The organism is Buchananella sp. 103232 (assembly GCF_058725725.1).
This window is the reverse complement of sequence record NZ_JBZXJM010000021.1, coordinates 1-13,804: the sequence shown is the minus strand read 5'-3', so window position 1 is coordinate 13,804 and position 13,804 is coordinate 1. Positions and strand designations below refer to the sequence as shown.

10 protein-coding genes are annotated in these 13,804 nt (G+C 69.4%); 8 read left to right on the top strand and 2 right to left on the bottom strand.

What is annotated here, in order from left to right:
* Positions 1-518 precede the first annotated feature (518 nt).
* From AC4PWQ_RS03370 to AC4PWQ_RS03345, 6 genes are all read left to right on the top strand, one after another.
* A complete protein-coding gene (locus AC4PWQ_RS03370; protein ID WP_492089761.1) occupies positions 519-2,348 on the top strand; it encodes an acetolactate synthase large subunit in 1,830 nt (609 codons plus the stop codon).
* Positions 2,345-2,866, top strand: coding sequence for an acetolactate synthase small subunit (gene ilvN, locus AC4PWQ_RS03365; protein ID WP_371163737.1), 522 nt, complete (start codon positions 2,345-2,347; stop codon positions 2,864-2,866). Before AC4PWQ_RS03370 ends, ilvN begins: the two co-directional genes overlap by 4 nt.
* Position 2,867: 1 nt before the next feature.
* Complete coding sequence (gene ilvC / locus AC4PWQ_RS03360; protein ID WP_371152978.1) at positions 2,868-3,890, top strand: ketol-acid reductoisomerase; 1,023 nt, start codon at positions 2,868-2,870, stop codon at positions 3,888-3,890.
* A 180-nt stretch (positions 3,891-4,070) separates the two neighbouring features.
* A complete protein-coding gene (locus tag AC4PWQ_RS03355; protein ID WP_492089760.1) occupies positions 4,071-5,090 on the top strand; it encodes a 3-isopropylmalate dehydrogenase in 1,020 nt (339 codons plus the stop codon).
* Positions 5,091-5,136: 46 nt separating this feature from the next.
* Positions 5,137-6,276, top strand: coding sequence for a branched-chain amino acid aminotransferase (locus AC4PWQ_RS03350; RefSeq protein WP_492089759.1), 1,140 nt, complete (start codon positions 5,137-5,139; stop codon positions 6,274-6,276).
* A gap of 8 nt (positions 6,277-6,284) precedes the next feature.
* Complete coding sequence (locus AC4PWQ_RS03345; protein ID WP_492089758.1) at positions 6,285-7,328, top strand: hypothetical protein; 1,044 nt, start codon at positions 6,285-6,287, stop codon at positions 7,326-7,328.
* A gap of 112 nt (positions 7,329-7,440) precedes the next feature.
* On the opposite strand, the gene AC4PWQ_RS03340 is transcribed toward AC4PWQ_RS03345, so the two are convergent.
* The gene (locus AC4PWQ_RS03340) at positions 7,441-10,224 is read right to left on the bottom strand and encodes a DEAD/DEAH box helicase (protein ID WP_492089757.1); all 2,784 of its coding nucleotides are present in this window, start codon (positions 10,222-10,224) and stop codon (positions 7,441-7,443) included.
* Positions 10,225-10,352: 128 nt separating this feature from the next.
* Between AC4PWQ_RS03340 and AC4PWQ_RS03335 the strand changes: the two genes are divergently transcribed.
* Positions 10,353-11,807, top strand: a complete 1,455-nt coding sequence (locus AC4PWQ_RS03335) for an alanine/glycine:cation symporter family protein (RefSeq protein ID WP_371152521.1) — start codon at positions 10,353-10,355, stop codon at positions 11,805-11,807.
* 93 nt (positions 11,808-11,900) lie between these two features.
* Here the strand turns inward: AC4PWQ_RS03335 and AC4PWQ_RS03330 are convergent, their stop codons facing one another.
* The gene (locus tag AC4PWQ_RS03330) at positions 11,901-13,463 is read right to left on the bottom strand and encodes a heparan-alpha-glucosaminide N-acetyltransferase domain-containing protein (RefSeq protein ID WP_492089756.1); all 1,563 of its coding nucleotides are present in this window, start codon (positions 13,461-13,463) and stop codon (positions 11,901-11,903) included.
* Positions 13,464-13,593: 130 nt separating this feature from the next.
* Here AC4PWQ_RS03330 and AC4PWQ_RS03325 point away from each other — a divergent pair.
* The coding region (locus AC4PWQ_RS03325; RefSeq protein WP_492089755.1) for a DUF2437 domain-containing protein at positions 13,594-13,804 on the top strand (211 nt) is incomplete at its 3' end.

Sequence of the window (13,804 nt, the reverse complement as noted above, 5' to 3'; positions counted from 1 at the left end):
AGTGGGGTCGGCGTTTATAGAAACGCCGACCCCACTGCATCGCTTTTGGACTCGGCCGGGTGCCCCGGGTACTCCCGAACGAGGGTGTCGGCGATGGCGTTATGGCCGGCCCGGGTTGTATCCCTGGGGGCCGCCCGCACGGGCCACTCTCCTGGGTGCCGCCCGCACGGCGATGGGCGCACCCTTTCGCCAGGCAACGAGTTGGCTTCCCGCCGGACGTGATTAGTGCCAATCTCCTGCCCCTGGATACGCGCCCGGCCCTGGCCTAGGCTCGCTGTTAGGCGGGTTGTGTGGCGCCGGCATGGTGGCTTCCGACAACCCGCCAATCCGATCGTTCATTTTGTGGACCGTTATCCCAGGATGTGGACGCAGCGGGGGGTTGCGTGACTACTCGCCACCCAACGAGATAGTGTTTGCCCATGTTGTTCCCCGTATCGCTCTGACGCAGTCAACCTGCGTCGGTCGGCGTGCGGGGCTTTGTATGTTTGCGGAGCCAAACCCGAGGGAGGGAGGAAAGCATGACGAGCAATGCGGAAGAGACCGCAGCGCCCGCCACCGCGGAATCGATGGAGGGCGGCAACGTCGTGCAGCCCCAGCGCATGAACGGGGCGCGGGCGGTAGTAGCCACCCTTGAGGCTCTAGGCGTCACCGACGTCTTCGGCATGCCGGGCGGGGCCATCCTCCCCATCTACGACGAGCTCTACTCCGCCAAGCTGCGCCACATCTTGGTGCGCCACGAGCAGGGGGCGGGCCACGCCGCAGAGGGCTATGCCCACGCCACCGGCAAGGTGGGCGTCTGCATGGCCACCTCTGGCCCCGGCGCCACCAACCTCATCACCGCGCTGGCCGACGCCAACATGGACTCCGTGCCCGTCCTGGCCATCACCGGCCAGGTGGGCCGCGCCGCGATGGGAACGGACGCGTTCCAGGAGGCTGACATCGTCGGCGCCACCATGCCGATGACCAAGCACTCCTACCTGGTCACGGAGGCGGCCGACATCCCGCGCGTCATCGCCGAGGCCTACCACCTGGCGGGTTCGGGTCGGCCCGGCCCGGTTCTGGTCGACATCCCCAAGAGCGTCCAGGTGGCGGAGATGGACTTCACCTGGCCGGTCCAGATGGACCTGCCCGGCTACCATCCGCCCACCACTCCGCGCGAATCTCGCGTTGCGGCCGCAGCGGAACTGATCGCCCGGGCGAAGCGGCCGGTGGCCTACGTCGGCGGTGGTGTTTCCCGCGCGGGTGCCAGCGAGGAACTGGCCGCGTTCATCGAGGCGACCGGCATGCCCGTCGTCACCACCCTGAACGCTCGCGGCGCCTTCCCCGACTCTCACCCCCTCCACTACGGCATGCCAGGCATGCACGGCACCGTGGCCGCGGTGGGCGCGCTGCAGCGAGCCGACTTGATCGTCGCCCTGGGCGCGCGCTTCGACGACCGCGTCACCGGCCTGCCCTCCTCCTTCGCCCCCAAGGCGCAGGTGGTGCACGTCGACATCGACGCCGCCGAGCTGCACAAGATCCGCAAGGCCGACGTCGCCATCGTGGCCGACGTCAAGCTCACGCTGCCCGCCCTGACCCGCGCCGCCACCCAGGCCTACGCCACCATGGGCCGCCCGGACCTGAGCGCGTGGGTCTACAAGCTCTCCGAGATGCGCTCTACCTACCCGCTGGGCTGGAGCGAGCCGGAGGACGGCCTGCTCTCCCCGCAGTACGTCATCTCCCAGATCGGCGAGCTGGCGGGTGAGAACGGCGTGTTCGTCACCGGCGTGGGCCAGCACCAGATGTGGTCCAGCCAGTTCATCAAGTACGAGCGCCCGCGCACCTACATCTCCTCCGGTGGCCTGGGCACCATGGGATTTGGCGTCCCGGCCGCGATGGGCGCCAAGGTGGCCCGCCCGGACGCGAACGTGTGGTGCATCGACGGGGACGGCTGCTTCCAGATGACCAACCAGGAGTTGGCCACCTGCTCCCTGAACGGCATCCCGATCAAGGTGGCGATCATCAACAACTCCTCCCTGGGCATGGTGCGCCAGTGGCAGACGCTCTTCTTCGAGCAGCGCTACTCCAACACCGACCTGTACACCGGGTACGAGGACGTGGTGATCCCCGACTTCGTGAAGCTGGCCGAGGCCCTGGGGTGCGAGGCCCGCCGTGTCCACACCAAGGAAGAGGTGGCAGAGGCGATCCAGTGGGCCAACTCCATCAACGACCGCCCTGTGGTGATTGACTTCCGCGTGGGCCGCGACGCCATGGTCTGGCCGATGGTCGCCGCCGGCGTGTCTAATGACGAGATCAAGTACGCGCGTGACATCGCGCCGGCTTGGGACGACGAGGAGGAAATGCTGTGACCGGCCTGAAGACCCTTTCCATCCTGGTTGAGAACAAGCCGGGCGTGCTCACCCGCATCTCGGCGCTCTTCGCGCGCCGCGCCTTCAACATCCACTCCCTGGCCGTGGGCCCCACCGAGGTTCCCACCATCTCCCGTGTTACCGCGCTGGTGGATCCGGACCCGGAGGCGCTCAAGCAGATCCGCAAGCAGCTGGACAAGCTGGTCAACGTGCTTGAGGTGCACCTGCTGGACGCCGAGAACTCGGTGCAGCGCGAGCTCATGCTGGTGAAGGTGGCCGCTAACGCCACCAACCGGACCTCAGTTTTGGAGATCGTGGACTTGTTCCGGGCCCACGTGGTGGACGTGCACACGGACTCGATCGTGGTCGAGACCCTGGGCTCGCGCTCCAAGATCGCAGCGCTCCTGGAGGCGCTGGCCCCCTACGGAATTACCGAAATCGCAAAGTCTGGCGCCGTTGCAATCACGCGCGGCCCCGCCTCTCTCACCCAACAGTTCAAGGAGAACAACCGTGGCTGAAATGTTCTACGACGCCGACGCCGACCTCGCCGTCATCCAGTCCAAGAAGGTAGCCATCATCGGCTACGGCTCCCAGGGCCACGCCCACGCGCTCAACCTGCGCGACTCCGGCGTGGACGTGGTGGTCGGTCTGCGCGAGGGCTCCAAGTCCCGCGAGCAGGCTGCCGAGGCCGGTTTGGCCGTGGCTACCGTTGCCGAGGCGGTCGCCTCCGCCGACGTGGTGATGATCCTGACCCCGGACCAGTTCCAGGCGGAGATCTACAAGCAGGACATCGAGCCGAACCTGAAGGACGGCGCCGCCCTGTTCTTTGCCCACGGCTTCAACATTCGCTTCGGCTACATCGCCCCGAAGGACACCGTGGACGTGTGCATGGTCGCCCCGAAGGGCCCGGGTCACACCGTTCGCCGCCAGTACGAGGAGGGCCGCGGCGTGCCCGCGATCGTGGCCGTGGAGCAGGACGCCACCGGCAACGCCTGGGCGCTGGCTCTCTCCTACGCCAAGGCGATGGGTAACCTGCGCGCCGGCGGCATCAAGACCACCTTCACCGAGGAGACCGAGACGGACCTGTTCGGCGAGCAGGCCGTCCTGTGCGGTGGTGTTTCCCAGCTGATCCAGTACGGTTTCGAGACCCTGGTTGAGGCCGGTTACCAGCCGGAGATCGCCTACTTCGAGGTGCTGCACGAGCTGAAGCTGATCGTCGACCTGATCAACGAGGGTGGCATCACCAAGCAGCGTTGGTCTTGCTCCGACACCGCCGAGTATGGCGACTACGTCTCCGGCCCGCGCGTTGTCACCCCGGACGTGAAGGAGCACATGAAGGACGTCCTGACCGACATCCAGACCGGCGTTTTCGCCAAGCGTTTCATGGACGACCAGGCCGCCGGCGCCCCCGAGTTCCTGGCCTTGCGCGCCGCTGGCGAGAAGCACCCGGTGGAGGAGACCGGCCGCAAGCTGCGTTCCCTCTTTTCCTGGTCCGCCTCTCAGCGCGACGCCGACTATGTGGACGGCTCTGCCGGCCGCTGATTTAGCACGGCGTTTCTTCGGACCGGCGGGTGGCCTTGTGGCCGCTCGCCGGTCCGGCCTTTTGTGGACGACGTTGCCGCCGTGCCGCTGCGAGAGCCCGGCCGCGCGGCACCCACCCCGCCTTCATCCGACATGCGAGACGGACTAATCCGCTATCTGGACCGGGGCTAAGCTTTGCCCATGACGATCAAGCTCGCGCTCATTCCAGGTGATGGCATCGGCCAGGAGGTTGTTCCCCAGGCCCTGAACGTGCTGCGGGCCGCCCTGCCCGTGGAGGTGGAGGCAACCGAGTTCGATCTCGGTGCGCGCCGCTACCTGGCCACCGGCCAGGTGCTCACCGAGCAGGACCTGGCGGACATCGACTCCCACGACGCGATCCTGCTAGGCGCCATCGGCGACCCGCGCGTGCGCTCCGGCGTGCTTGAGCGCGAGCTGCTGTTGAAGATGCGCTTCGCCCTGGACCACGGCGTGAACCTGCGCCCGTCGCGCACCTACCCGGGCTCCGCCTCCATCCTTGCCGCCAACCCGCAGATCGACATGGTGGTGGTGCGCGAGGGCACGGAGGGCCTCTACTGCGGCAACGGCGGCGTGGTGCGCGCGGGCACCGATCAGGAGATCGCCACCGAGGTCAGCGTCAACACCGCCTTCGGGGTGAAGCGCGTGGTCCGCGACGCCTTCGAGCGCGCTGTGGCCCGCCGCGGCAAGCTCACCCTGGTCCACAAGCACAACGTGCTGGTCAACGCCGGGCGCCTGTGGGCCCGCTGCGTGGAGGAGATCGGGCAGGAGTTCCCGCAGGTTGCCACCAACTACCTCCACATCGACGCCGCCATGATCGCGTTGGCCGTGGACCCGGCGCAGTTTGACGTGGTGGTCACCGACAACCTGTTCGGCGACATCTTCACGGACCTCGCCGCTGCCGTCACCGGCGGCATCGGGCTGGCCGCCAGCGCCAACATCAACACTGAGCGCGTGCACCCCTCCATGTTCGAGCCGGTGCACGGCAGCGCCCCGGATATCGCGGGGCAGGGGATCGCCGACCCGATCGCGGCCATCCTCTCCGGCGCGATGCTTGCCGAGCACCTGGGCCACGCCGATTCCGCCCGCGCGATCGAGGCTGCCGTGACCGCCCACCTTTCCGAGCGCACCGGCCGCCTTTCCACGCAGGAAGTGGGGGACGACGTTCTGGCTCGCCTGTCTTAGGGCGCGCCGGGTCTAGGCTAGGACTGCCAAAGCAGGAGGAACTGGAATGACGCTTACGCCGATCGAGCAGATCGCAGCTCAGGGCGGGCCCGCCGCCGACGAGGTTTCGGGCCGTTTCCCGGTCGTTGTCGGGGTGGAGACCAAGCCGGCCGCCGAGCGCGACCACCTCATGGCGGACCTGCGCTTCGGTGAGGTCTTCTCTGACCACATGGCCCGCGCGGTCTGGCGCGCGGACTCCGGCTGGGGCGAGCGGCGCCTGGAGGCATACGGCCCCAAGGCCATGGCCCCCGGCGCGAGCGTGCTCCATTACGGCCAGGAGGTATTCGAGGGCCTGAAGGCGTACCGGCACGCCGATGGGAGCGTGTGGACCTTCCGCCCCACCTGGAACGCCGCCCGCCTGAACGCCTCCGCGCGTCGCCTGGCCCTGCCGGAGCTTTCGGTGGAGGACTTCCTGGCCTCGCTGGTGGACCTGGTGCGCGCCGACGTGGAGTGGGTGCCCAGCGAGGAGGGCTCCACGCTCTACCTGCGGCCCTTCCTGTACGCCTCGGAGTCCTTCCTGGGGGTGCGGGCCGCCAGGACCGTCACCTACGACCTGATTGCCTCCCCGTGCGGTCCCTACTTCAAGGGCGGATTCCACCCCGTGTCCATCTGGGTGACAGACGAGTACCACCGGGCCGCAGTCGGCGGCACCGGGGCGGCCAAGACCAGCGGCAACTACGCCGCCTCGCTGCTGCCCCAGCTCGAGGCCGCCGAGCGCGGCTTTGACCAGGTCTGCTACCTGGACTCCACCAACACGCACCTGGAGGAACTGGGTGGCATGAACGTGTTCGTGGTGGCCCGAGACGGCGTGGTGCGCACCCCGGCCCTGACCGGCACGATCCTGGAGGGCTGCACCCGCAACTCCATCATCCAGCTGCTGCGCGACCGTGGCGTGGACGTGCACGAGGAGCACATCGCCCTGGACTGGCTGGTGGAGGCCCTGCGCAGCGGCGAGGTCACCGAGATGTTCGCCTGCGGCACCGCCGCCGTGGTCACCGCCATCGGGCGCCTGGCCGGGCGCGGCTTCGACGAGCAAGTCGGTGCAGGCGAACCCGGTGCGGTCACCCAGTCCATCTACGACGAGCTCACCTCCATCCAGTTGGGCAAGCTGCCGGACAAGCACGGCTGGCTCTACCGGATCGCCTAGCGGTCACAGTGCCAAGGAAACAGCGCGGCGCCGCAGCCCCCACCCGGAGGACTGCGGCGCTCGCGCTGCTCTCCGCGCTGGCGCTCGCTTTCCTGGGCGGGTGCGCCATCGACGACACCGACGCCGCCAGGGCGTGGATGGAGCGCCACTACCCGGGCGCACGGCACAACTTCCGGCACGGAATGGTTGGCCCAGTGGCCTTCCTGGCCAGCGTAGAGGCCCGCAACGCCGAGGAGGGCTACGCGGCGGCGCTGGACATCATGGCGAATGCCACCAGTGTGCCCACCGTGGTGTGCGTGTCCTGGCCCCAGGACGGGGGCTACTCCCGCCTGAACGTCACGGAGGCCACCTCAGCAGGGGAGTGGGAGCGGGCCCGGGCCGCCCTGCCCGCAGGCGCATCCGAACGGATCATCGCCACCACCGGCGACGGCTTCGACGCCTGCCAGCTGCCCCTCGGGGTCGCCTCCTACCGGGACGGCAAACGGGAGTACGGGCGCGTCTACACCGCCTACGTCACCACCAGCCCGGAGCTGGTGGCCGGGGACCCGCAGACCGAAGCCGAGGGCTGGGTCACCGAGCCCTTCCGCCACCTCGCGGACGCGCTGCCCGACGTCGCCCGAGTGGCCGACTTTCCGCTGATCCGGGAGCTGGGCGCCACGGACTACCGGGGCAGGTTCCTGCTCTTCGACTCCCCGGCAAAGGGCTGGGCGGCCCTCGACCGCCTGGGGGAGGGCTGGGAGGTCCACGCGGGCCAGGTGGGCCTGGGGGCGGAGCTGGCCACCGGGCAGGAGGCGGCCGAGCTGAGCCAGCTGCTGGGCGACTCGGTCCTGGTGGCCCGCCAAGGAGACGGGACCACGCTCACCGTGCAGGACGGCACCGATGTGGCAGCGATCTTCCAGCGGGTGCGCGCCCTGAAACTGCCCAGCCCGGTCGTGCTCAGCTTTGGCAGGCCCAACGACGGCGTGGACTTAGACGAGCCCACCGCTGAGGAGGCGGCAGATCCGCTCCTGGCCCCCATCTTGGCCGCCTGGAAGGAATCAGCGGGCTCCTAGCGCCGCCCCGGGCAGAGCCGAAACCGCTGCCCGCGCAACGCGCAGCGGCCGCGCTCACGGGGCGGCGGGTGGGACGTCGGCCAAGCAGGGCCTGCCCCACCGGCCAGCCGAATCAGCGCGGACCGAAGTAGACCGCCTCCAGGGCGAGCGGCAGGCGGGGCTGGGGGCGGGCAGTGCCGGTCCAGTCGGCGCCACCGGCGGGAGTGGGGGCGGCATCGTAGGCCGCGCGGGCGCGCTGATCGGTCTGGGCCAGGTCCACGAGCACCACCAGGCGCCAGTCGCGCTCGCCGGCCTCGTCATCCAGGGTCTGAATCGCCAGCCAGCGCTCGGGCCCGGCCAACTGCTCCAGGCGGTCCGCGCCCAGGTCACCCAAGCCGGCTGCCAGCAGCGCGTCCGCGTCAACCCGCTCGACAATCTCCACAAAGTCCCCGCCGCGCGCCGCCGCGTCCGTGCCGATCCACTCGTGCTCCTCCCAGTAGGCGCCGAGCGCCTGATCCCACTGGTCAAAGCTCCACCCGGTGCCGCCCTCGTAGCGGGCCAAGCCCTCCACGTCGTCGCGCGCCATGAACTCCACGCGCCTGAACAGGGCGGTGCGCACGGCCGCCCGCACGCGGGCGGGCACCCGCGAGGGCCGCACAAAACCGTCCGCCTCCGCGCCAAACGGCAGCTCGGCCGGCGCCTGCTGCCCGCCCGGGAGCCGGTCGCTCTCCCCATCGCCGTCCTCGTCCAGGCCCAGCGCCACCCACTCGTCCAGCAGCGAGGTGTCCACCGCCCGCACCAGCGAGCCCAGCCAGGCCACCATCGCGTCCAGCTCGGGCGTGCGCGCCTCCGGCGGCACCCCGCGCCGCAGCGCCCGGTAAGCGTCCGTCAGGTAGCGCAGCACCACGCCCTCGCTGCGGGCCAGGTCGTAGCGGCTAATCAGGTCCGCGAACGTCATGGCGTGCTCGATCATGTGGCGCACCACCGACTTCGGGGCCAGCTCGTTGCCGCCCACCCACGGGTGGCTGCGCCGGTACATCTCAAAGGCTGGGGAGAGCAGCGCGACCAGCGGGCGCGGCCAGGTGACGTCCTCCAACGCCTCCATGCGCGCGTCGTAATCCACCCCGTCCGCCTTCAAGGCGGCCACCACCCGGCCCTTCTCCTCGTTCTCCTGCGCCCACAACACCGGGCGCGGGTCCTCCAAAGTCGCCTCGAACACGCTGATCACGTCCAGGGCGTAGTCCGGGCTCTGCGGGTTGAGCAGGTCCAGGGCCGCCAGCGCGAACGGCGCCAGCGGGGCATCCAACGCGAAACGCTCCGGCAGGTCCGCCGCCAGGCGCAGGCGCGGCAGACCATCGGCCGCCGCCTGCGCACTCGAGACGTGCTGCACGATCTGCCCATCGCGCAGGGAGGCGTAGATCCGCACCGCTTGGCGCACCAGCTCGTTGCGGTCGCTGCGCGGCTCGTGGTTGTCCGTCAGCAGCTCCGCCAGCACCCGCACCGGGTCGGCGCCCCTGCGCTGCAACACGGACAGGATCATCGCCGCCGTGATCTGCAGCTGGGAACTCAACTTCTCCGGGGCCGCATCCCGCAGCCGCTCGAAGGTCTTGTCCGTCCAGTTGACGAATCCCTCCGGGGCCTTCTTGCGCACGATCTTGCGGCGCTTCTTCTCATCGTCCCCGGCCTTGGCCAGCGCCTTGGCGTTTTCGATGACGTGCTCGGGAGCCTGGACCACCACGTAACCCACCGTGTCGAAGCCGGCGCGCCCGGCCCGCCCGGCGATCTGGTGGAACTCCCGGGCGGTGAGGTGGCGGGAGGACTGCCCATCGAACTTCGTCAGGCCCGTGAAGACCACCGTGCGGATGGGCACGTTAATTCCCACCCCCAGCGTGTCCGTGCCGCAGATGACCGGCAGCAGACCCTGCTGGGTCAGGCGCTCCACCAGGCGGCGGTAGCGCGGCAGCAGGCCCGCGTGGTGCACGCCGATCCCCAGGCGCAAGAGCTTGGACAACACCCGACCGAAGGCGGTGTTGAAGCGGTAGCCCTCCAGCTCGGCGGCGATCCTGGCCCGCTGCTCCTTGCTGGTGACCTGGATGGAGGTGAGCGCCTGGGCACGCTCCATCGCCTCCTTCTGGGAAAAGTGCACCACGTAGACGGGGGAGCGGCCCGTTCCCACCAGCCGCTCCAAAAGGTCCTGGATCGGCTCCAGCGAGTACTCGAACTCCAGCGGGACCGGCCGCTGTGCCCCCTCCACCAGCGCCACGGGCCGGCCCGTGCGCCGCTCCAGGTCCTGGCGCAGCCAGTCCACCTCACCCAGGGTGGCGCTCAGCAGCACGAACTGAGCCTGCGGCAGGCACAGCAGCGGCACCTGCCAGGCCCAGCCGCGCTGCGGGTCGGCGTAGAAGTGGAACTCGTCCATCACCACGGTGCCCACGTCCAGCTGCGGGCCCTCGCGCAGCGCCGCCAACGCCAAGATCTCTGCGGTGCAGCAGATGATCGGGGCGTCAGCGTTGATCGCAGTGTCGCCGGTCAGCATGCCCACGTTCGCCGCCCCGAACAGGTTGACCAGCTCGAAGAACTTCTCACTCACCAGCGCCTTCAGCGGGGCGGTGTAGTAGGTGCGGTCGTCGCGGGCCAGGCTGTAGAGGTGAGTAGAGGCCGCGATAAGCGACTTGCCGGAGCCAGTGGGCGTGGCAGCGATGACGTGGCTGCCCGCCAGCACCTCGAAGAACGCCTCCTCCTGGTGCGGGTAGAGCGGGCGACCGGTGGAGGCGGCCCAGCTCGCAAAGGCGTCGGCTAGCGCCTCCTCGCTCACCAGCATCCCGGTCGAGGGCGCCGGCTGGGCAGCGTCGTCCCCGCCGGCGGCCTCCGCCCGGTCGATCAGCTCATCCAACAATTCATTCAGTGCCGCAGCCATAAGACCATTTTCCCATTAGCGTTCACTAGCTGAACGTCCCATCCCAAAAGCGGGTAAAAGGGGAGAAAATCCCTTATCCCTCACGCCCTGGGCAGGCAGGCCGGGGCAAGGCCCTTCTAGGAGCAAGCATGGAAGCGGAAAACAGCGGCCTCACCGCAGTCCTGGGCGCCATCAACGACTACCTGTACGGCTACGTGCTGGTGGGACTACTGGTGCTGGTGGGCATCTTCTTCACCGTCCTGATGCGCGGCGGCCAGTTCACCTTAATGCCCGACGCTCTGCGCGCGCTGATGCGAAGCAGGCGCGCCTCCCACGGCATCTCCTCCTTCCAGGCCTTCGCGGTCGGCATCGCCTCCCGCGTCGGCATCGGCAACATCGCCGGCGTGGCCCTCGCGCTGGTCTACGGCGGCCCGGGCGCGCTGTTCTGGATGTGGATGGTGGCGCTGCTGGGCATGGCCACCTCCCTGGCGGAGTCCGCCCTGGCGCAGGTGTTCAAGGTGCGCCACCGCGACGGCTCCTACCGGGGCGGCCCGGCCTACTACATGGAGCACGGCCTGGGCTCGAAGGCACTAGGTGGCGTGTTCGCGTCCCTGTTCATCTTCGCCGTGGGCCTGTGCGTCACCATGGTGCAGGCCAACACGGTGGCAGAGATCTTCTCCGCCACCCACGGCGTGCCCATGTGGGCCACCGGCATCGGCCTGATGGTGCTGGTGGCGCCCGTGGTGATCGGCGGCGTGAAGTCCGTTGCCCGCGTCACCGAGTGGCTGGCCCCCGCCATGGCAGTGGTCTACATGATCGCCGTGGCCGTGATCGTGGCCCTCAACATCACCGCCGTCCCGGGCGTGTTCTCTGACATCTTCCGGGGCGCCTTCGGGCTGGACCCGGCCCTGGGCGGCATCGCCGGCGGCGTGCTCGCCACCGTCCTCAACGGCGCCCGCCGCGGCGTGTTCAGCAACGAGGCCGGTCTGGGCACGGCCGCCAACGCGGCCGGCACCGCCACCGTGGCCCACCCGGTCAGCCAGGGCCTTATCCAGTCCCTGGGTGTCTTCATCGACACGATCCTGGTGTGCACCACCACCGGCATCGCCATCCTGTTGGCGGGCCCGGAGATCTACGCCCCCGGCGTGGACCTGGCCTCCCGGGGCGCGGTGCTCACCCAGGAGGCGATCGGGGCCGGTCTGGGCGCCTGGACCGCCACCCCGATGGCGATCATCATCCTGATCTTCGCCTACTCCACGCTGCTGGGCATCTACTCCTACTCCCAGGTCAACATCGACTTCCTCTCCCGCAAGCGCGACCTGCACGTGGTCAACGGCGTGATCGTCACCGCCGCCGCCGGCCTGGGCACCGTGTTCAGCCTGAAGACCGTGTGGGCCATGAGCGACGTGGCCCTGGGCCTGCTCGGCATCCTCAACCTGCTCACCATCATCGTGCTCTCCCCCTGGGTGCTGGCCGTGGTGCGCAACTACCGCGCCCAGCGTGCCCGGGGAATCGAGGAGCCGGTGTTCGACGAGGCCGCCCGCGAGAGCCTGCCCCGCCTGCTGCCCACCGACGCCTGGGTGACCCACGCCGAGAAGGAATAGACCCACCCGGCCCCGCCAACCGGGGCGCGGAACTAGGAAGTCCCGGGACATCTACGGCGATGTCCCGGGACTTCCCCCGTTTTGGCAGCGCGGCTAGTCCCGGCCGCGGCTGCGCGGCAGCGAGGAGCCGCGATCGGCCCAGGAGGCCATGGCCTGCTCCAGCGGCCCGCGCTGGAAGAACCACGCCCAGACCAGCGCGAATACGCTCAGGCCGACCGCCTGCCAGATCAGGGGCGCGTTGGAGCTGTTGTAGCCAGTGCTGGTGAGCACCGCCGTGGTTACCACGTGGATGGTGTAGGCGGTCAGGGACATGGAGCCGACCGCGGCCAGCGGGGCCAGCGCGTACTTCAGGCGCCGCCCGATCGCCACACACCCGGCGATCACGGCCATGGCGAAACCACCGGAGGAAAGGGCCTCAAACGGGGAACCCGTGTGGGGGTCCATCGTGAAGACGTGGGAGACGTAGCGCTGCCAGAAGGAAGAATCCTCCCCGGGGACAAACTCCTGCGGCCCCATCAGGCCGTCGTAGTAGCGCCAGTCCTCCTCGGTCCAGGTGGTGGTGATCCGGCCGAACTCCTCGCCGGTGCAGGGGTAGAGCTCGCCGTCCTCCATGCACATGAAGTCGCTGGGGGCGGTGATGTCGTTTCCGGTCACGCCCTCCTCGAGCCCGGGGGGCGGGGTGGTGGCGGCCGCCAGGCCCCGGATGTCCGGCCCGAGTGGCTCGGGCGAGGGCTGCGGCGGGATCGGGACGCTGATGCCCGGGTAGCTGCCGAAGGGGTCAACAATGCCGTTGTCGACGTCGATGCGCAGCAGCGGGTTGACGCCGTCCTTGGCAACGAACGGGGCGGCGAAGGCGGCGAACAGGAGCAGGCCGCTGACGCCGTAGGCCAGCAGCACCCTGGGCTTGGTCAGGTCGCTGCGCCCGATCGCCATGCCGATCAGGACGAAGCCCATCCAGACCACCGCCGGGTAGACGGAGACGAAGAGCATGGACAGGAAGCCGTTGCCGGGCGAGCCGCCGGTATAGTAGCCGAACCTGACCGAGGCCTCCTCGACCAGGAAGATGGCGGTGCTACCGAGGGCGGCGAACGAGAACCCCCAGGCCAAGAGGGCGCGCACGCTGCACCGCACGAACGGCAGGGCGAGCACGAACCAGAGGGCGTAGGCCCCCAGGATCACGGCGATGGGGGTGGCCAGGGTCTCCAGCACGGAGGCGAGCACCAGCAGCACCACGGCGCGGGTGAAGATCCGCAGACGGTCGCGCAGCAAGTATTCGCCCTCGCGCGGCCTGGTGCCGCCGGTGATGATGGCCAGGGAGATGCCCGCCACCATCGCGAAGAGGATGGAGGCGCGCCCGTGCGCAAAACCCAGCCAGCGTGGCGTGTTGCCCACCGCGTCGATGGCGCCGGCGTGGGCGATGACCATGCCCAGCAGTGCGATTCCGCGCGCCGCGTCCAGGCCGGTCACGCGGCCCGCGCCGCCCAGGTAGGGGCCCTTGCGCAGCTGGGGCCACCACGGGCGCGGTTTCTGCGTCCACGGCGACTTGCTCTCCGGGGCATTAGCGTGGGCTGGCAGGGCGGCCTGGTCCACCGGGAGGGCGGCCTGCGTGGGCGGGGCGGTGGGGGCGGCAGCGCTCGTCCACCAAGGAAGTCCCAATCTGCGCGGCGGCCCGTGGGGGGACCGGGCCGGGGGCGGGAATCGAATCTGTCATGGTGGGAGCCTAAATGGGCGCGGCCGGTTTGCAGGTCATGCGTCGGTATGAACGCGCCGCCCGTATCCTCATACCATGCGCATTGCTCGTTTTTCCCTTGCAGACGTTCCCGCCTACGGCGTGCTGGAGCCGGACTCCGACCGGATCGTGGTGCTGGACGGCGACCCCCTTTTCGGCGGCACCAAGCCGCGCGGTGAGATCACCAGCGTGGACGAGGTCCGCCTGCTCTCGCCCGTGATCCCGCGCTCGAAGGTGATCGGCGTGGCCGGCAATTTCCCGGTGGACG